The organism is Photorhabdus sp. RM323S, assembly GCF_042879375.1.
Taxonomy (GTDB): domain Bacteria; phylum Pseudomonadota; class Gammaproteobacteria; order Enterobacterales; family Enterobacteriaceae; genus Photorhabdus; species Photorhabdus tasmaniensis.
Genome location: NZ_JBHFKZ010000008.1, coordinates 80,545 through 99,978, shown reverse-complemented (window position 1 = coordinate 99,978; position 19,434 = coordinate 80,545). Strand labels below are relative to the sequence as shown.

At 42.3% G+C, this 19,434-nt stretch carries 20 protein-coding genes; 14 read left to right on the top strand and 6 right to left on the bottom strand.

Annotated features, from left to right (window positions below; translation table 11 throughout):
* Nucleotides 1–23: 23 nt before the first annotated feature.
* Nucleotides 24–1,064 carry a LacI family DNA-binding transcriptional regulator gene (locus ACGF7G_RS06095; RefSeq protein WP_133815792.1) on the bottom strand — a complete coding sequence of 347 codons (1,041 nt, stop codon included), beginning with the start codon at nt 1,062–1,064 and terminating at the stop codon, nt 24–26.
* 242 nt (nt 1,065–1,306) lie between these two features.
* On the opposite strand from ACGF7G_RS06095, the gene ACGF7G_RS06090 reads away from it, so the two are divergent.
* From ACGF7G_RS06090 to ACGF7G_RS06080, 3 genes are read left to right on the top strand one after another with little or no spacing between them, the layout of a single operon-like run.
* The gene (locus ACGF7G_RS06090; protein WP_133815791.1) at nt 1,307–1,750 is read left to right on the top strand and encodes a PTS sugar transporter subunit IIA; all 444 of its coding nucleotides are present in this window, start codon (nt 1,307–1,309) and stop codon (nt 1,748–1,750) included.
* A gap of 29 nt (nt 1,751–1,779) precedes the next feature.
* On the top strand, nt 1,780–2,067 hold the full coding sequence (locus tag ACGF7G_RS06085; protein WP_133815790.1) for a PTS sugar transporter subunit IIB: 288 nt from the start codon (nt 1,780–1,782) through the stop codon (nt 2,065–2,067).
* Between the two features lie 12 nt (nt 2,068–2,079).
* A complete protein-coding gene (locus ACGF7G_RS06080) occupies nt 2,080–3,336 on the top strand; it encodes a PTS ascorbate transporter subunit IIC (RefSeq protein ID WP_133815789.1) in 1,257 nt (418 codons plus the stop codon).
* Between the two features lie 322 nt (nt 3,337–3,658).
* On the opposite strand, the gene ACGF7G_RS06075 is transcribed toward ACGF7G_RS06080, so the two are convergent.
* From ACGF7G_RS06075 to ACGF7G_RS06060, 4 genes are all read right to left on the bottom strand, one after another.
* Entirely contained in the window at nt 3,659–4,354 is a 696-nt protein-coding gene (locus ACGF7G_RS06075; protein ID WP_387464196.1) for a helix-turn-helix transcriptional regulator, read from the bottom strand.
* Between the two features lie 199 nt (nt 4,355–4,553).
* The gene (locus ACGF7G_RS06070; protein WP_387464231.1) at nt 4,554–5,225 is read right to left on the bottom strand and encodes a helix-turn-helix transcriptional regulator; all 672 of its coding nucleotides are present in this window, start codon (nt 5,223–5,225) and stop codon (nt 4,554–4,556) included.
* Nucleotides 5,226–5,280: 55 nt separating this feature from the next.
* Nucleotides 5,281–5,970 carry a PAS domain-containing protein gene (locus ACGF7G_RS06065; RefSeq protein WP_387464194.1) on the bottom strand — a complete coding sequence of 230 codons (690 nt, stop codon included), beginning with the start codon at nt 5,968–5,970 and terminating at the stop codon, nt 5,281–5,283.
* A gap of 272 nt (nt 5,971–6,242) precedes the next feature.
* Nucleotides 6,243–6,455 (bottom strand): hypothetical protein, encoded by a 213-nt coding sequence (locus ACGF7G_RS06060; protein ID WP_387464193.1) that lies wholly within the window; start codon nt 6,453–6,455, stop codon nt 6,243–6,245.
* Between the two features lie 632 nt (nt 6,456–7,087).
* Between ACGF7G_RS06060 and ACGF7G_RS06055 the strand changes: the two genes are divergently transcribed.
* From ACGF7G_RS06055 to ACGF7G_RS06005, 11 genes are all read left to right on the top strand, one after another.
* Nucleotides 7,088–7,282 (top strand): hypothetical protein, encoded by a 195-nt coding sequence (locus ACGF7G_RS06055; RefSeq protein WP_387464191.1) that lies wholly within the window; start codon nt 7,088–7,090, stop codon nt 7,280–7,282.
* A complete protein-coding gene (locus ACGF7G_RS06050) occupies nt 7,282–7,902 on the top strand; it encodes a tyrosine-type DNA invertase (RefSeq protein WP_133815784.1) in 621 nt (206 codons plus the stop codon). Before ACGF7G_RS06055 ends, ACGF7G_RS06050 begins: the two co-directional genes overlap by 1 nt.
* 1,173 nt (nt 7,903–9,075) lie before the next feature.
* Nucleotides 9,076–10,203, top strand: coding sequence for a fused PTS fructose transporter subunit IIA/HPr protein (gene fruB / locus ACGF7G_RS06045; protein ID WP_387464189.1), 1,128 nt, complete (start codon nt 9,076–9,078; stop codon nt 10,201–10,203).
* Nucleotides 10,203–11,870, top strand: a complete 1,668-nt coding sequence (gene fruA / locus ACGF7G_RS06040; RefSeq protein ID WP_387464187.1) for a PTS fructose transporter subunit IIBC — start codon at nt 10,203–10,205, stop codon at nt 11,868–11,870. The genes fruB and fruA overlap by 1 nt, the downstream gene beginning before the upstream one ends.
* 147 nt (nt 11,871–12,017) lie before the next feature.
* Nucleotides 12,018–12,923, top strand: coding sequence for a GntR family transcriptional regulator YhfZ (gene yhfZ, locus ACGF7G_RS06035; RefSeq protein ID WP_387464185.1), 906 nt, complete (start codon nt 12,018–12,020; stop codon nt 12,921–12,923).
* 24 nt (nt 12,924–12,947) lie between these two features.
* Nucleotides 12,948–13,307, top strand: coding sequence for a PRD domain-containing protein (locus tag ACGF7G_RS06030; protein ID WP_133815780.1), 360 nt, complete (start codon nt 12,948–12,950; stop codon nt 13,305–13,307).
* Between the two features lie 120 nt (nt 13,308–13,427).
* A complete protein-coding gene (locus tag ACGF7G_RS06025) occupies nt 13,428–14,609 on the top strand; it encodes a YhfX family PLP-dependent enzyme (RefSeq protein ID WP_387464183.1) in 1,182 nt (393 codons plus the stop codon).
* A complete protein-coding gene (locus ACGF7G_RS06020; protein WP_133815986.1) occupies nt 14,602–15,492 on the top strand; it encodes a phosphotriesterase-related protein in 891 nt (296 codons plus the stop codon). Before ACGF7G_RS06025 ends, ACGF7G_RS06020 begins: the two co-directional genes overlap by 8 nt.
* Nucleotides 15,493–15,503: 11 nt before the next feature.
* Entirely contained in the window at nt 15,504–15,863 is a 360-nt protein-coding gene (locus tag ACGF7G_RS06015) for a DUF2620 domain-containing protein (RefSeq protein ID WP_133815778.1), read from the top strand.
* 10 nt (nt 15,864–15,873) lie between these two features.
* Nucleotides 15,874–17,229 carry a YhfT family protein gene (locus ACGF7G_RS06010; RefSeq protein WP_387464181.1) on the top strand — a complete coding sequence of 452 codons (1,356 nt, stop codon included), beginning with the start codon at nt 15,874–15,876 and terminating at the stop codon, nt 17,227–17,229.
* A 62-nt stretch (nt 17,230–17,291) separates the two neighbouring features.
* The gene (locus tag ACGF7G_RS06005) at nt 17,292–18,389 is read left to right on the top strand and encodes an aminotransferase class V-fold PLP-dependent enzyme (protein WP_387464179.1); all 1,098 of its coding nucleotides are present in this window, start codon (nt 17,292–17,294) and stop codon (nt 18,387–18,389) included.
* A gap of 226 nt (nt 18,390–18,615) precedes the next feature.
* Here ACGF7G_RS06005 and ACGF7G_RS06000 read toward each other — a convergent pair whose 3' ends face one another.
* The gene (locus ACGF7G_RS06000; protein ID WP_133815775.1) at nt 18,616–19,311 is read right to left on the bottom strand and encodes a PAS and helix-turn-helix domain-containing protein; all 696 of its coding nucleotides are present in this window, start codon (nt 19,309–19,311) and stop codon (nt 18,616–18,618) included.
* Nucleotides 19,312–19,434 lie beyond the last annotated feature (123 nt).

Sequence of the window (19,434 nt, the reverse complement as noted above, 5' to 3'; positions counted from 1 at the left end):
TCTTACTGGGATTTTTAACTCCGTTAAGCACTTTGTCTTGGCTCAAACTTATACGAAAACAGGTGATATTGATTATTTTGATATTCTGGCTCATCTTCATCCTGTTTATTAAGCAGTTTTACCAGCCATTTTCCTGTGTCCTTTCCTATTTTGGGGTAGTCAATACGGATTGATGTCAGTGTTGGTTGTGTGTGATCGCAGTTATCAGAGCCTTCCAGGCAGGCAACGGCCAGATCAGCCGGTATTTTAAGCAGACGACGCTGACATTCAAACATCACTCCTAAGGCAATCACTTCATGGCTGCAAATCACGCCTTCCAATTCCGGTTGACGTAATAACATTTCAGCGATTGCCTGACAACCAAATTGCATACTGGCAGTATCTGGCGTAGTGATATTTTGGTCTGCGTTCTGATAGTGATGTAGCATGGCTTTATTCCAGCCATTAATTTGCTGATTTTGCAAACGATTATCCATCTGTGCGCCAATATAACCAATATGCTTGCGGCCATTATTCAGCATATGTTCAGTCAGGGTATAAACTGCTGCGGAAAAATCCGTTTCTATATTGATCGTTGTCTGTTGTTGATGAGATCCCGCGACATTGATAATCGGGATATTGATATGAGAAATGTTGTTATAGGTTTTATCTGCCAGTTGAGAACCGAAGATAACCAATGCAGCTGCGTTGCTTTGCAGCAATGTCATGATAATTTCGGCTTCTTTATTACGGTTATATTCATGACATCCGAGTAAAACCTGGAAGGAATGTTTATTCAGCACCTGTTGCAGGGATTGTATAAATGTGGCGCTGGCTCTGTCTGTCAGAGATGGAACAAGAACCGCGATAATATTGCTTTGGCCTGAGGCAAGTACGCCGGCAGCGCCATTGGGGATATAGCCTAATTCCTGTATGGCCCGTTCAATTTTTTCCCGTAATTTATCCGATACCATTTCTGGTGTTCTCAATGCGCGAGAAACCGTCATTGAACCGACACCGGCATACTTAGCAACATCTTGTAATGTTACTCGCCCTGTATTACGGCGTTTTCGTGTCTTTTCCATCAATATTTTTCTTTTTTTAACTAACGGCTATGAATTTGACGGTGGGATTCTACCTTATCTCAGGCAAGTCGTGGGAAAAAAACCATGACGTGTTTTTCATATTCAGGTAAATCGATCAGATAACAAATGATAGCGCTATCACAATAATGAGTTGCAATGATAGATAGCGCTACCATTTGTGACTAATATCACTGGGTAGAGAACAGGGGATAGAAAGCGGAATATAATTTCAGGAGAGGCCGATGCTAAAAACTTTACTTACCAGTGATGTAGTCCAAATTATCTCTGACGCTGAAGACTGGCGCGAAGCTATTGCTATTGCTTGCCAGCCTCTGGTGGAGAATCATTCAATCTCACTCCGTTATATTGATGCTATTTATTGCTCTCATGAGGCCATTGGGCCCTATTACGTTGTCGGACCGGGAATTGCCATGCCACATGCCAGACCTGAGGAAGGTGTCAATAAGCTATCTTTAGCATTAACCGTTATTAGTAAAGGTGTTGAGTTTGGTTCTGAAGAAAATGATCCGGTCAAACTGTTGATTGTCTTGGCAGCGATTGACAGCAATAGCCATATTGAAGTGATTTCTCAACTTGCTGCACTATTTGATAATCAACAAGATACAGGGTTGCTGATGGAGGCTAAAAGTAAAGAAGAGATTCTTGCTGTTATTAACAAATATTAATTCACTATTTTTTTCTATGGGAAAACAGTATGAAAATTACAGTCGTTTGTGGAAATGGGCTAGGTACCAGCCTGATGATGGAAATGAGCATTAAAAGTATTCTGAAAGAGATGGGGATAGATGCCAGCGTTGATCATGTTGATCTGGGTTCAGCAAAAGCAACTCAAAGCGATATTTTTGTTGGTACAAAAGATATTGCAGAACAACTGGTTGCTCAGGCAGTCGATGGCAAAATTGTTGCGCTGGACAATATGGTAGATAAAGCTGCAATGAAAGCGCGTCTGTCCATGGCATTAGCCGAACTTGGTGCATTGTAACCGGAGGCTGTCATGGAATTCTTCCATTTTCTGATGAGTGATGTATTGTCAGAGCCTGCGATTTTAGTGGGATTTATCGCACTTATTGGTCTGGTCGCGCAAAAAAAGCCGGTGACTGAATGTATCAAAGGCACCATAAAAACCATTATGGGTTTTGTGATCCTGGGGGCCGGGGCCGGATTAATCGTCTCTTCATTGGGGGACTTTGCTGCAATTTTCCAACATGCTTTTGGTATTCAGGGGGTAGTACCAAACAACGAAGCAATTGTTTCCATTGCGCAGAAAAGTTTTGGCAAAGAAATGGCAATGATTATGTTCTTTGCTATGGTGATCAACATCTTGATTGCCCGTTTTACCCCGTGGAAATTCATCTTCCTGACAGGGCATCACACACTGTTTATGTCCATGATGGTCGCGGTCATTCTGGCAACAGCAGGGATCAACGGAACTATGCTGGTGGTTATTGGTTCTGTGGTTGTTGGGGTTGCTATGGTTTTCTTTCCGGCGATCGCCCATCGGTATATGAAGAAAGTGACAGGTTCTGACGACGTTGCCATTGGGCATTTTTCCACGCTCTCTTATGTTCTGTCCGGTTTTATTGGCAGTAAACTGGGTAACAAAGAGCACTCAACGGAAGAGATGAATGTACCGAAAAGCTTATTGTTCCTGCGTGATACGCCGGTTGCTATCTCTTTCACGATGGCAATTATTTTCATGGTCACTTGCTTGTTTGCCGGTGGTGATTTTGTGAGAGAAGTCAGTGGTGGAAGAAATAGGTTCATGTTCTCGCTAATGCAATCCATTACCTTTGCCGCAGGTGTATATATCATACTGCAAGGTGTGAGAATGGTGATTGCAGAAATCGTCCCCGCGTTTAAAGGAATTTCTGACAAACTGGTTCCGAATGCTAAACCTGCTTTGGATTGTCCGGTTGTATTCCCTTACGCGCCTAATGCGGTATTAGTTGGTTTCCTGAGTAGTTTTATTGCCGGTATCATCGGTATGTTTATACTGTATATATTGGGTATGACGGTAATTATTCCCGGTGTTGTACCACATTTCTTCGTTGGCGCTGCGGCTGGGGTTTTCGGTAATGCGACGGGGGGTCGCAGAGGGGCTATTCTCGGTGCTTTTGCACAGGGCTTGCTGATAACTTTTCTGCCTGTATTCCTGTTACCTGTTCTGGGGGATATTGGTATTGCTAACACGACATTCAGTGACGCTGATTTTGGTGCATTGGGAATTCTGTTGGGCGTTATTGTTCGTTGATTGGAACATCTGGAGTTTGGGGTTGAAACAGGGTTATTGGTGCCCTGTCTCGATCTCTATTACCAAAATATTAATGCAAACCATTCGACCATAATAAGCTTCAATCAGTGCTCATGCTGGTCTCGTGGTTTCTTAATTTTCTAAAAGCCTTTAGCAAAAGAGACGAAAATATTCATAAAAATGATAATTTAGCTTTGTATCAAGCCCTTTATTTTGATTTATCAAATTGTTTTCCATATATCAGTTTAGGAGAAAATTTAAGCGGAACGAAGATTAATTAAACAGGTCAGAGAGAAATACGTAATAATGAAATCGTGATTATTTATAGCAAAATATGGCCTATAGATTGAAGGTATTTTGGGGGGATATAAAGATCATAACCATTCTCTTTGCAAAATGTTCTTAATTCAATAGCTGAGTTAACCGATAGTTTCTCATAGATACTTTCGAAATATTTTTCCACAGTGCGATATGAAATTTTTATTTCGTCAGCAATATATTTATTGCTGACGCCACGGCAGAATAAAAAAATTACTACCCATTCTTTCTCTTTCAAAATATTGTTTGGTGGCTGAAATCTAATCGATATAGGAATATCATTCTCCATATAATGAGATACGGTAAAATTATGTATTTCTCTGGCGTGAGAAATTACGCCAATACACTGATTATTTTCATCCATTAATGGGTATTTATTACAGAAATAGGATGTAAATTGTTCGTTTTTGTTTGGAGAATAAGTGGTAAGAGATGATATTCGCTGCATATACTGTAAGACCTTACGATCATGTTCCTCAAAAAAGTGAGTAAATTTATTAACTGGTGTTAGTAATTCTTTATCGGTATATCCGATAACATTAAAGTTTTCAGGTAAATTATTAACTTTAATAAACATTGCATTTGCATAAATAAAGCGGAATTCCTTATCTTTTACAAACCATGGTTCTAAACTTTTATCCCACATATTAGTTAACTGAGGAGTAATAAAAGGGACTTTTTTACATCCTGATTGACTCATATTTGACCTTTATAACATTATTACCTTATAAAAATTTGAATAAATAGACGACATTTATAAGTAAGACAATAAAAACCTTTTTGGTGCATAGAGATCAAAACTATTTAGCCGGCAATATTCCTCCAGTTGTGAATCTGAACTAACTTTAAATTTATTATAAATCTTTCTTATGTATCCATCTATGGTTTTATCAGCAATATTAAGTAATTGGCTGAAATTTTTCTGGTACATAGAGATGAAAATCATTAAGGCGACAATATTCTTCCAGTTGTCGGTCGGAATTCACTCCAATTTTGCGATAAATACTTGATATATGAATTTCAAGGGTACGATAGGAAATATTCAGTATTTGCTCTATTTGTTTGCTGGAATATTTTTGTAGAAACAGGAAAATAATATCCCATTCATGTTGAGTAAAAATTTCAGATGGTGATTGGAACATAACGGATTCTGGTAATTTTCCATAAAACAGATGTGTTAGAGAAAAATCTTTTACTTTACCTGCATGAAATAGAGTTCCAATACAACTTCCTGAATCATTATAGAAAGGGTATAATTCAAATAAATATGAACAAAGAATTTGTCCTTTACCAAAAGGATGGGTTTCCAGTGAATATACCTTTTGCTCCAGTTCTTCTGCTTTTCGATCATGTGATTGAAAGTCTGCTTCAAATTCTGCTGTTGGAGCTGGAAGCTCTCTATCATATTTTCCTTCAATATTATAATTATGAGGTAAATTAAGGAGATCACAATAGGCTTTATTGGCATATATAAAGCACGATGTCTTATCTCTAATACCCCATGGATCGTTGCTTGTTTCTATTGTATTTATTATTTGTTGGGGGATGGCTATTTTATTGGTATTTTCCATCATTTTTATTGGTATTTTCCATCATCAAATCCTATTTATATAATTAATAATAAGTTTATAATTCTTTGCTTCCGAAAGATATAAATCTTTCAGGAACATAAAGATTAAATTTATTCTCTTTGCAGAAATCTTTTAATTCTATCTGTTGTGATAGATTAAATTTTTGGTAAATTGATTGAATGCAATCAACAACATATTCTGTACTCAGCATTAATTTTTCACTGATGCTTTCTTCATCTAATGAGCGAAGGGTCAGAAAAAGAACTTCCCATTCAGTTTGCGTCAATAAATCATTAGGTGGTGTGAACTCCAGTGTTGCTGGAGGGGTTTTTTCATAATAATAAGAAGCAGAAAAATTTTGAGTTTTGTACATATGAAAAGTGATACCGATACAACGACCATGATCATCGCAAAGCGGATATTTATCACAAATATAGATTTGCTTAGTTTTATTTTCTCCAAATGGATGAGTCTCCATTGAAGTTACTTTTTGCATAGTTTGAATAACTTTTTGATCCTGACGGTAATATTCTTCTTCATATTCTGCAATAGGCGAGGGTAATTCGGCTGTGGAAAGCCCGGTAATATCAAAATTTTCAGGCAAGTTGAGTAGTTGGTAAAAGGCAGGATTGGCATAGATAAATTTTGACTGGCAATCTTTAGCTCCCCAAGGTTCATTACTTCTTTCCCACATGCAAATTAATTGCGGAGTGATATTATTTTTCTTGTTTATTATATTTGACATGGCAACTCCTTAATTATCATTTAAGTAATTATCTGAAGAGTTTTTAATGATTCCACTTAAAATAACCTGATTATATAATATATTGCAACAGTTAATTCGTCAAAAAATAATATTTTTTATTTTTACCTATATGTGTTAGTTAAATGATTTATTATTTGATATAAAAATACTTCCAGATGGATAATGTAACCATTAATACTATTTATAATTGGAATTATTTAGATATTTTTATGTTATTTTAATCTAATACTTAACATCCCTTGTTTATTTTCCTATTTTTCTTGTTTGTCGCGATCATATGGTGTGGTTTTAACTAACTTGAATATATAGTCATCATTGGTGTTGTTCTGACGGAAAAAACTAATGTCAGGTTGCTCTATACTGAGATGGCGGATCAGGAGATCAATTGTTCGGTTTGCTGAAATCAACACTGGACCGTATGAAGATTTACCGGGGTTTTGCAACACATCAATGATTCTTTTCACTAACTTATTCCTTGGCATGGATATTATTAGACAGATTAAGAATAGCCGTACGGGAAGATGAAATTATATCTATCTTATTGTTTTAAATAAAAAATAACAGAATGAACAACATGTAATCTTTAAATGTGTGAGTACACTCGCAAATCATATTTTTGTATAAATAATTAGCTGAAAAGGGGAATAATGAGTCATAATATATGGGTTTTTAAAAGTACCACTTGGCAGTGAAGGGCATTATTATGGCGACATGGGTAAAATTGAACGACGATTTAAAACATCGAACTTCGTATCTGGATGGTGTACTGCATCGTTTTGCACAAAAGAACATGTGTTAGTGTGACCAGCCAGTCATTTTGCTGCCCGCCGGATTTCTCCGGCAGAAAAATAGAGCGATGGAATGTTTATCGATAGCCGACATGTATTACTACATCAACATCCTTCCTTGTGATTTGAACCAAAAATCAACCTGGCACAGATCCTTTTGTTAAAATGGTTGTTGAGCCTATCGCAGTGATTTTTGTTGATATTTTAAGCCAGCATGACTCATTTGTTGAGGGACGGTTAATTGAATCACTATTTTTCTTTTTATTGTGTGATGGTAAGAATAGGGGAGGGCTACCGGAGAGCAGACATTGGAAACTTATCTATTACACAGCTTGAACATGGATCAGGCACAGCAAAAGCAATTTCGTTCAGTCATCTGCCGCCATCCTGGTGCAGATTTAGTTACTATGGGGGATTTAGGGTTGGTTCCGGGTCTTAATCAGTTACAGATAACGCAGTGTGTTCAATGCGTTAAAGCAAAGAATATTTGGGATAGACCATAATGGGTCAACGAAAACATCTGACGCAACGCGAAGTGGAAAGTATGCTGGAAGTAGCAAAAGAGAGCTCTAATCGGGAGCGCGACTATTGTCTGGTATATATGAGTTTTGTTCATGGCTTACGTGTTAGTGAAGCTAGGTATCTACGGTTATCCGATCTGGATTTGGAAGATGGAAGTTTGTACATCCGGCGTTTGAAAGGTGGATTTTGTACAAATCATCCTCTTTTAGGCTATGAAATTCGGGCGATCAAGGCTTGGCTCAAAGTGCGTAAAACCTTTCAGGGTGCGGATAGCGATTGGTTATTTTTGTCACGTTACGGGAACCCGTTGACTCGCCAGCGCATTTATCAAATTATTAGCCAGTTAGGGCAACGGGCTAATATTTCTATAGGTTCGCACCCGCATATGTTGCGGCATGCCTGCGGTTTTGCTCTTGCAGATAGGGGGGTGGATACTCGGCTGATACAAGATTATCTTGGACACAGTAATATTCGCCACACAGTGCGGTATACCGCCAGTAATGCAGAGCGCTTTCACGGCGTTTGGAGTGTAAAAAGAAACCGGAGTCGGGAATTACACTTCGATTATGTCCCAAGGGCTTCTGCCTGTTCAGTTGAATAAATGGCTCTGATGTATGCGCCTGTTAAGGCGCATACATAAAAGCAATATTAATTAATGAGGAACAGTATTTGAAGTCAATTGAATTATCGCTTCATTTATGGTTCATCTCCGTGGATGAGGAGAACATACTACTGGGATCTCCAGTAAATCAGTAATATGGCCTTGATGATGTTATTTTATGTATCGAAATTACTCATCGATATGATTTCCTTCTTTTAACATTACAATGGCACGTAGCCAGACATCATGTGTTGAAAGAACAACCCGGCTTCTCCGGCTAAAATTGATGAATGCTTACATCAAAGAAATAAAGTAAAAATCCTATTCCCAATCTTGAAATACAACTCACACAGAAAGTTGAATATTGAGGAAGGGAAAGAAACGAAAGCTAATCAGTTAACCCCTGTTGCTAATGATAAACGGCATCTGGCGATATAACAGAACTTAGACAATTATTATTAAACAGTTGTCAGATAGCAAGGTTTTTTTCGAAAATACACGAAAAAATAAATCTATAATAAATTATTGGAAATATAGCACGGAAGAGTATCGAAAAATTAAGTTAAAAACAAAAAATTCAAAATGGAATCAGCTAACAGCTCAGAAAGACAATCTGCAATAAATAAAAAAATCTTTAACTCAGGTGGGTTCATATGATAATGTGCTGATTATTAGTAATTTATTATCACGTAGATGTTTCATTTGTCTATTTGGTCATTTCATTAATCATTGGATTTCATCCCAGGTAGATAAAAGAATAGATAGTATAGTCACCATGTACCAATATTCCACGATTAATCGCCTCCACCTCTGTTATTTATTGTATTCACATTTACATATTGTTGCAGAATATTACAATTTGACTAACTTTAAGCATAAGTATTGAATAGCTTCATTATCGCCATCACAGTTCTTCGCAATTGGGTGATATTCTTGGTAGTTATCTGTTTGCTAATTCCTTGAACTGGAGATACTCAAAGAAAGATACCGGGAAAACTGTGCGTAATCTCAAAAAATTGCAATATTATACAGTGCAAATATTGAATAACAATTAATCATACTCCACACTAGTTGAAACGTTTCAGTTTTATTGCTTTTTCTTTTACGGTGGATTTTAACGCTTTTTTCTCAGTATTACTGAGACGATTCTATCTTCAGTGAGAGGGGAAAATTATGTTCCAGTTGGCTCTGCAAAATATCCACACTGGTGCAACTGCAACCAGTAAAGAGGATGCCATCCGTCAGGTGGCGGCCATGCTAGCCGCTAGCGGTAACGTCAGTGATGCTTATGTTGATGGCATGCTGCAACGCGAAAGGCAAATTTCGACCTACCTTGGCAACGGTATCGCTATTCCGCATGGCACGATCAATACCCGTGATTTGGTGCTGAAAACTGACGTACAGGTATTTCACTTCCCACAGGGTGTGGAATGGGATAAAGGCGCTATGTGTTATGTGGTCATTGGTATCGCTGCATGTTCCGATGAGCATTTGTCACTATTGCGTCAGTTAGCACACCTGTTGAGCGACGATCGCATTGCTGGGCAGCTAAAAGCTATTGATTCAGCTAAGGCACTGCGTAACTTGCTAATGGGAGAAGGCCAGCAAGCCGAGTTTAAATTCGATACCAGCCTGATTTCTCTGGATATTAATGCCGGCGATCTGATGACGCTACAGGCGTTGAATGCCGGGCGGTTACAGCAAGCGGGTGCGGTGGATACGACTTTTGTCAGCAAAGTGATTAACAGTAAACCGCTGGATCTCGGACAGGGGATTTGGTTGAACGACAGCCCTGACGGTAACTTAACCAGCGCGGTAGCCGTCAGCCGGTTATGCACGCGAGACAACGAACCGGTGGTGGTGATGTTGTTGACCGTTGCGGTTACCGACGATCAGCCGTTGAATGTGTTGAATCACTTGAGCAACCTGCTATTAGCACAAAAAGCTGAATGTTTGCTGAAGGCTGATGCACCGACGGTACTGGCATTGCTGACCAGTGGCGTACCAGAGCAAAGTGAAATGTTCAGCGGGGAGTTCATCGTGCTCAATGATCACGGTTTGCATGCCCGTCCAAGTACGGTGTTAGTCAACGTTGCCCGGCAATTCTCCAGCGAAATTACCATGATCAACCTTGATGGTGGCGGTCGACCGGTAAATGGCCGCAGCCTGATGAAAATTATGACGCTGGGTGTTAAAAAAGGTCATCGGCTTCACGTCACTGCCAACGGTGATGATGCACAGCAGGCGATAGCTGCCATTGGTGAAGCGATTGCTTCCGGTTTGGGTGAGAGGGCGGTGTAATGAAAACGTTGCTTATCGTTGATCCTTTATTAGGACTGGCCGGAAGCTATCTGGTGAAAACTGTCCTCAGTGCCGCTGCGGCGGAAAATGGGCTGATACTGACAGAAAATCCGGTTGAAGCCGATTTGGTGGTCGTGACCGGCGATACCATACCCGCCGATAACACCCTGAATGGCAAACGAGTTTATCTTGGCAACACGGAACAGGCATTGCATGTACCGGAAGAGTTCTTTCGGCAAGCAAAAGCTGACGCGAAGCCATATCAGATGCCGGCAACCGACCTGAGTTGTGACACAAAACGTATTGTTGCGGTTACCGCCTGTCCTACGGGGGTGGCACATACCTTTATGGCAGCCGAAGCCATCGAAACCGAAGCCAAAAAGCGTGGCTGGTGGGTGAAAGTGGAAACCCGCGGTTCAGTGGGAGCGGGTAATGTTATTACGCCGGAAGAGGTGGCAGACGCGGATCTGGTGCTGATAGTCGCGGATATTGACGTAGATCTGGCGAAATTTGCCGGTAAGCCGATGTACCGCACCTCAACCAGCCTGGCGTTGAAGAAAACGGTTCAAGAGTTTGATAAAGCATTGGTTGAAGCAAAGCCTTTCGAGCCGGAAAGACAAGATGCTAAAGCTGGGAAAGGGGAAGAGAGCACCGGCATCTATCGCCATCTGTTAACCGGCGTCTCTTATATGCTGCCGATGGTGGTGGCGGGTGGTCTGTGTATCGCGTTGTCATTTGCTTTTGGTATCACCGCATTTAAAGAACCGGGCACATTGGCGGCGGCGCTGATGCAGATCGGGGGTGGTTCAGCTTTCGCTTTGATGGTACCTGTGCTGGCAGGTTATATCGCTTTCTCAATCGCTGATCGTCCTGGTCTGACGCCCGGCCTGATTGGCGGCATGTTGGCAGCCAGCACGAACGCGGGCTTTATCGGCGGCATTATTGCCGGCTTCCTTGCCGGTTACACGGCGAAGTTGATCAGCACTAAAGTGACGTTGCCGCAGAGTATGTCCGCGCTAAAACCGATCTTGATCATCCCGTTATTCGCCAGCCTGATTACCGGTCTGATTATGATTTACGTTGTTGGTAAACCGGTCGCCGGTATTATGGCGGGTTTAACCCATTGGCTCTCAAATATGGGCACAACCAACGCGCTCCTGTTAGGTGCCATTTTGGGTGGGATGATGTGTGCCGATATGGGAGGCGCGGTAAACAAAGCTGCCTATGCGTTTGGTGTTGGTTTGCTCAGTTCGCAAACCTACGCGCCAATGGCGGCCATTATGGCAGCGGGAATGGTTCCACCGTTGGCAATGGGTGTGGCGACACTGATTGCCTGGAAGAAATTCGATAGCGTTCAGCGGGAAAGCGGCAAAGCCGCATTGGTGCTGGGCCTGTGCTTTATTTCCGAAGGGGCGATCCCTTTTGCTGTCCGTGATCCGATGCGTGTGCTCCCATGCTGTATCGTCGGTGGTGCGGTGACCGGGGCGATCTCTATGGCTGTGAGCGCACAACTGATGGCACCGCACGGTGGCTTGTTTGTACTGTTGATCCCAGGTGCTATCACACCAGTACTGGGTTATTTGATGTCAATTATTGTCGGTACACTGTTGAGCGGATTAGCTTATGCCGCGCTGAAACGTCCGGAGCCGGCCACAGCCAAAGCGTAAAAATAGTTTAATGAAAAGCCGAATTTTTCGGCAATTGTAAAAAAATACTCATTTAATCGTGACCTCATTCGCATTTTTGCTATTTTCCGATTGTTATTTGTCTCTTTAAATTAGATACAAATACATTCAAAAAAATGAAGAATAATTATGAGTCGTGGTCTGCTTAAAAAAGAGGGGGTTGCTCAGGCATGTCTGGCGCGTTATCTGCTAGGTGAGTGCAATGGTAACCGCTTGAAGACCATTGAAGAGCTGTCGTCTGACTATGCGTTGTCGGTTGGGTTGGTACAACTTGCATTAAAAAAATTGGAGAATTCTGGTGCAATTTGTGTGGATCGGCGGGGGCGTAACGGCAGTTACCTGGTCAGTCTGGATCACAAGGCGCTGTTAGCACATGCCGATATCGGTAACGTGGTTTGTGTGATGCCGTTGCCTTATACCCGATTGTACGAAGGGCTGGCGAGTGGTCTGAAAGCGCAATTTGATGGTATTCCGTTTTACTTCGCCCATATGAGAGGTTCAGACGCCAGGGTGGAATGTCTGCGTAACGGCATTTATGACCTGGCAGTGGTATCTCATCTGGCGGCGCAAACTTATCTGGAACAGCGTGATGTGTGCGCTGTACTTGGATTAGGCCCACATACCTATGTTGGGGCACATCAACTGATTTATCGCAAGGGAGGAGAACATAGCATCCGTCGTGTTGGGTTAGATCATCACTCTGCCGACCAGAAAATCATGACAGAAGTGTACTTTGCCGGGCAGGATATCACGTTGGTGAGTATCTCTTACCACGAGAGCCTGGACAAGGTAGCAAAAGGTGACATTGACGCCGTGATCTGGAACGTTAGCAGAGAATATGAACTGAGTTCCCGGGAGCTTATTGCGGTACCGCTCCATGGAAATCCGTTCTTTATACAAGCTTCTGAGGCGGTGATTTTAACCAGAGTTGATGACATTCCGATTCAACAACTTTTACGTACTACAGTGAATAAAACAGAGTTGTTGGCTCATCAACAACGTGTGCTGACAGGTCAACAGGATCCAAGTTATTAGTTTGAAATGGACGGAGTAAATGAAATGGAAAATCGACTGAATCTGCTCTGTCAGGGAAATGTCATCGATCAGGACATCTGCGATGGCATGTTGCAAGTTGTGACTCAGCTTGAGAATGATTGGGAAATCCCTGTCAGGAACGGGCTGGGTGAAATGGTAATAACACATATGGCAAATGCGTTGATGCGCTCGCGCCGGGGAGAACAAATCGGTTCAATGGATGCTGAACTGCTGATGGAAGTACGTCAATCTGATGCTTTTGCACATTTGCAGGCGATTAACGCTTCATTGCTGGCACAATTTGACGTGCAATTACATCCCTGTGAAGAGGGTTATCTGCTGGCGAACTTGTTTAGCCTTTGGGCGGCAAAAGATCAGGGGTAGCACGGCAACAGAGGTGACGGGAATTTTTTTTCCATCAAATATTCAAAAAAATGATGACTTAAACATTTATTATTTATTGCTTTGGCATTGATTGCTGTCAGGCGTACAAGGAGGTACAGCATGTTTATTAACGCACTCAAAAAACAAAATTCTGCACTGATTGAGACCGCCCATACATTATGGGTGCAAGGAGCTTTACTGCCTGATAGCTATGTTATTGACGTTGATCAGGTTTTGGAAAATGCCGGACGATTGCTTGCGGTAGCGAAGTTCTATGATATTGCGCTGTATCTGATGACTAAACAGATTGGGCGTAACCCCTGGTTGGCACATAAACTGATAGAACTGGGTTATCAGGGTGTTACTGCGGTGGATTTTAAAGAAGCCAGGATATTAATGAGCAGGAAGATCCCGGTTATCCATGCCGGTCATCTGGTACAGATCCCCCGTAATATGATCTCCTCAGTGATACAGCAACATCCGGAAGTGATCACGGTATTTTCTTTAGAAAAAGCGGAGGAAATTTCCTATCTGGCACAGCATAAAGGAAATGTGCAATGTATTATGCTGAAAATCTATGATGATCATGATCATTTATATCCCGGACAGGAAGCAGGTTTTCATTTATCGGCATTGAACACTGTTGTGCGACGCATTATGGCGATGCCCGGCGTAAAACTGATGGGATTAACACATTTTCCTTGCTTATTGTGGCAAGAGGTGCTGCAACAGACGCTGCCTGCACCGAACTTATTTACTTTGTTGAAAGCAAAAGAGATTTTACAGCGGGCAGGGGTTGAGGTAACACAGATAAATGCACCGTCGGCGTCAAGCTGTAGCACGTTGTCGTTACTGGCAAAATATGGTGTTACCCATACAGAACCCGGACATGCACTAACCGGAACAATCCTTGCCAATTTTCAGGGAGAACAGCCCGAACGTATTGCTATGCTGTATCTGACAGAAATATCCCATCGGTTTAACGGCAACAGCTATTGCTATGGAGGCGGTTATTATCGCCGTGGGCGAGCTCATAACGCGTTGATATTCATGCCAAATGGTCAAATTATATCCACTCACCTGTTACCGATGGATAACAGCAGTATTGATTACCACTTTTCCCTTAACGGTGAATTTCCGGTCGGCTGTGCTGTCGTGTTGTGCTTTCGCACTCAGATATTTGCCACCCGTAGTGATGTGGCGTTGGTCAGCGGCATCCAGTCAGGACATCCGGTATTGGAAGGGCTTTATGACAGCCAGGGAAATCGCATCCCTGCTAATGGGCAGTGCCCTCATGACTAAGCAAAACCGGTTTGATGCATCCGGCTATACCTATGCGCATGAGCATCTGCATATTGATTTATCGTCATTTAAAAACAACATTGACTGCCGACTAGATCAATACGACCTGATTTGTGATGAGATGAAAACATTGGTCAGCCTGGGGGTACGCAATATTGTAGAAATGACCAATCGTTACATGGGACGTAACCCACAGTTTATGCTGGATTTGATGCGGGATTCCGGCATTAATGTGGTGGTCTCAACTGGCTATTACCAATCTGCTTTTTTTCCTCAGCATGTGGCACACACCACCGCCCGACAACTGGCGGATGAAATGATCGCTGAGATTGAGCAGGGTATTGATGGTACGACGTTGAAAGCCGGGGTCATTGGGGAAATTGGTTCCAGCAAAGGGGCGATTACGCCTGATGAAGAGAAAATATTTCACGCTGCGGCTATCGCGCATTTGGAAACCGGGCGCCCTGTCTCTACCCATACTTCATTAAGCACGATGGGGCTTGAGCAATTGGCATTACTGAAAAAGCGGGGCGTAGATGCTGAACGGGTGGTTATTGGTCATTGTGATCTCAGAGACAATCTGGACAGCATACTGCGCATGATTGAACAGGGGGCCTACATACAGTTCGACACAATTGGCAAAAACGATTACTACCCGGATGAAAAACGGATTGCCATGTTACAGGCACTGGCCCAACGCGGTCTGCTTAACCGCGTCATGTTATCGATGGATATTACCCGTCGTTCCCATTTGAAGGCTAATGGCGGCAATGGATTTGAATATTTAATCAGCACTTTTGTGCCGATGTTAAGCAATGCCGGATTAACGCAGATAGAAATTGATTTGATGTTACGTGATAACCCTGCTGTATTTTTCAAATAAAGGAAAAACATATGAGATTTGTTATTGGAGGACAAATTGAGAAGGAAAAAATTGCTGAAACCTTACGCCGCCTGGCTGGGGATAAAGTCTCATCCATTACTTTAATGGGCGACATTGATGCCGCTATGGCCCTTAAGAACGGCAATGCCGATTACTACCTGGGTGCCTGTAATACCGGTGGGGGCGCTTTGGCAATGGCGATTGCCATCGTGGGTATTGATCAATGCGTCACCATCAGTATGCCGGGGAAAATCCTGCCTGATGAAGAAATTATTGCCCATATTAACGCTGGGAAAACTGCGTTTGGTTTTACCGGTCAGGATATAGACGCTGTTATTCCGGTGGTTATCAGGGCTATTTTTTCTTCATAAGGACAGGAAGATGGAATATGAATTTTTCACACGTTTAATGGAAATTGATCCGTTTAAAGCCGGTTTGCTGGCCGTTATTGGTGGAATATCCACCATGATGGCTAACCGTGGTATTGCGGTGTTTCATGACGGGTTGCGCCCTTTAATCCCGGAACATCTTGAAGGACGGATGAATCGTAAGACCCTGGCTGCGACCAGTTTTGCGTTAAGTTTTGGCCTGGTTATCGGTTTTGGTATCCCGTTCTCGCTGACGGCACCCATTATTCTGGTGCATAGCCTGTTGCTGGGAACCGACGTCATTGGTACTTGGTGCGCAAACAGTAAAAAAGGTTTCATACTTTCTGGTGTCTTGGGGGCGCTGTATGCCGTCGCTTTGATGACAGGTTTACGATCTGTTGTCGATATCTTTGCCCATTTGCCGGTTAATTTCATGAATAACCTGAGTAAAGTGGGCGATCCCATTGTTGCCTGCTTCGCGTTGTTTCCTGCCGTTGTTGTGGCCTATCAGTACGGATATGGTAAAGGGATATGGGTACTGATTGCGACATTGGTGGGGTATGTCGCGACGAAAGCGATAGGCTCACTGAGTTTTGGCGGTTCCCTGGATAAACCGGTACAACTGGATCCTAACGGGATAGCGTTGCTGATCTCGATGATTGTGATGTTCTACTTTGCCATGAAAGAGCGTGCGCCCAAAGCAGGAGATGGGCCGGATCCGGCTAAAGGCGCGAATGAGATGCTGGTTGGCTTGTTTTCCACGCGGATCCAACGTATTCAAAACAACATCTGGTTACTGGTACTCAGTGGGGGTTTAACTGCGGTAGCGGCCTCGATGTCACTCAGTTTATTGGCAGAAGGCCCTGTATCACTGCAACTGATGGCTCAGGGTGAAGGGGCTAACGCCATGTTGGTAGCGCTTGCCAGGGCGATCAGTTTTGTTCCGTTAGTGGGGATGACGGCAATTGCCACCGGGGTTTATAGCCCGGTCGGCATGAAGTTCGTGTTTGTCGCTGGATTAGTCACGAATAACCTGTGGATTGCCTTCATTGCCGGCAGTGTGATTATGTTTATGGAAATTAAACTACTGGCAAAAATTGCTATCTGGCTGGATAAATACCCTGGCGTAAAAGCCTGTGGCGACCATATTCGTACTGTCATTACCCGTATGTTGGAAGTTGCGTTATTGGTAGGGGGAATGATTGCTGCCAACGCTATCCTGCCGGGAATGGGATTTATGGTGGTAGCGGGCATTTACCTGCTCAACCGTACATCTAAACGTCCTTTGGTTGAAATGGCGATTGGGCCTATCGCAACGATTATTGTTGGTATTTTAGCCAATATTATCCATTTGATAGGCATCGGTTAATTGAATAGATCTCCCCCTTATTTTGCGATGAAAAAATAGAGGGGAGAGCCGGAGAGCAGATATTGAACACTTATCCATTACATAGTCTGAATATGGCGCAGGCACAGCAAAAACAGTTTCGTTTGGTTGATATTATCTGCCGGCATTTTCCCGGCGCAGACTTCCTTACCACGGGAGATTTAGGGTTGGTACCGGGGTTGAACCAGCCACAGATGACACAGCGGGTTGAACGGGTCATTGCTGGTTTCTTTTCAGTCGAGGCTGCCGTGTTGGTGCAAGGGGCGGGAACCGGCGCAATACGTTGTGGGTTAGCGGCATTACTCAACGCGGGCGATACCCTGCTGATCCATGATGCGCCGTTATATCCCACGACAGCGATGGTTGCTGAACAGATGGGATTACATCTTATTCGGGCGGATTTTAATCAACCAGAACAAATACGGACTGCGATTTTGCAACATCGGCCAGTGGCCGGACTGGTACAGCACACGCGGCAGAAAATTGATGATTCTTATGAGCTGGTGGCTGTCATATCGCTGCTGAACTCGGCGTCACTGCCGGTTCTGGTTGACGATAATTATGCTGCTATGAAAGTGGAACATATCGGTTGTGAATGTGGTGCTGCGTTATCGACTTTTTCCAGCTTTAAACTGTTCGGCCCGCAAGGTGTCGGTGTTGTGGCAGGTCAACAAGTGCTGATAGACAGCATCCGGCGTAATATGTATTCCGGCGGAAGTCAGGTACAGGGATTTCAGGCGTTAGAAGTATTGCGTGGACTGGTATTTGCGCCAGTGATGCATGCGGTACAGGCTCAGGTTAATGAAACGCTGGTCATTTGGCTTAATCAGGGGGTCATACCGCAGATAAAACAGGCTCTTATCGCAAACGCACAATCGAAAGTATTGCTGGTGGAATTTTATGAAGAGATTGCAGAACAGGTACTTTGTTTTGCCCATCAACTCGGTGCACTGCCTTATCCGGTAGGTGCTGAATCAAAATTTGAAATACCGCCTTTGTTTTACCGGGTGTCCGGTACATTCCGTCAGTCTGATCCCACATTAGAGAAACGAATGATAAGAATAAATCCCAATCGAAGTGGTGCGGAGACGGTAATGAGGATTCTGAGTCAAAGTTGTGCGCAGGCCGTCGCCTTGCTGTAGGTAATAGGCTAAAGTAAGCAGAAGATTATTCTGGACACAGAGTAACATCCGCCGCAATGGGCGGTATATATCGTCAGTCATCCAAAACGCTTTCAATATGTTTTGTCGGCATAAAACTTTATCGTTTGAGGGAGTAGAAAAATCTGTGATGCCATTATTGTATTCCTGATTATTACTGCAATGATCAATAGTTTGGTGAGAAACAGCTAATAGTAAAATCAACTACTTATAATAAGAAATGACCTATAGACTCAGAATATCTTGGTGGGATATAGAGGTCATAACCCTTTTTTTTGCAAAGTAACCTTAACTCCAAAACCGATGTGACGGAAAATTTCTCATAAATATTTTCAAAATGTTTTTCTACAGTACGGCATGAAATATTCATTTCAGTGGCTATATCTTTATTACTAATACCACAGCAAAATAAAAAAATAATTGTCCACTCTTTATCTTTCAATAAATTATTGGGTGGTTTGGGGCAGATAGATATTGGTATATTATTCTTAATATAATGAGATATGGTAAAATGATCGATTTCTTTGGCATGAGAAATGATTCCGATACATTGATTATCCTCACTCATCAATGGATATTTTTCACAAAAATAGGATTTAGGTAGTTGACCACGACCTTGAGGATAAGTACCAATAGATGATACTCGTTGCATACACGCTAAGACTATGCGCTCATGTTCTTTAAAATGGTGAGCAAAACCACTAACGGGTGTTGGTAATTCTTCATCAGTATATCCTATAATATTAAAGTTTTCAGGTAACTTATTGGCTTTAATAAACATGCTATTTGCGTAAATAAAACGAGATTCCTTATCTTTTACAAACCAAGGATCAGAGCCTTTATCCCACATATGTGTTAACTGAGGAGTAATAAAGGGGACTTTTTTAGATTCTGATTGACTCATATATATCCTTTAAGGAAATTATTTTTTAAAAATTATTGAACATAAATACTTATTAAAAACAAGGAGAAAATTCCATAGAGCTATCTATTCTATCAATAAATAATGAACAAAGGTAGTATATAT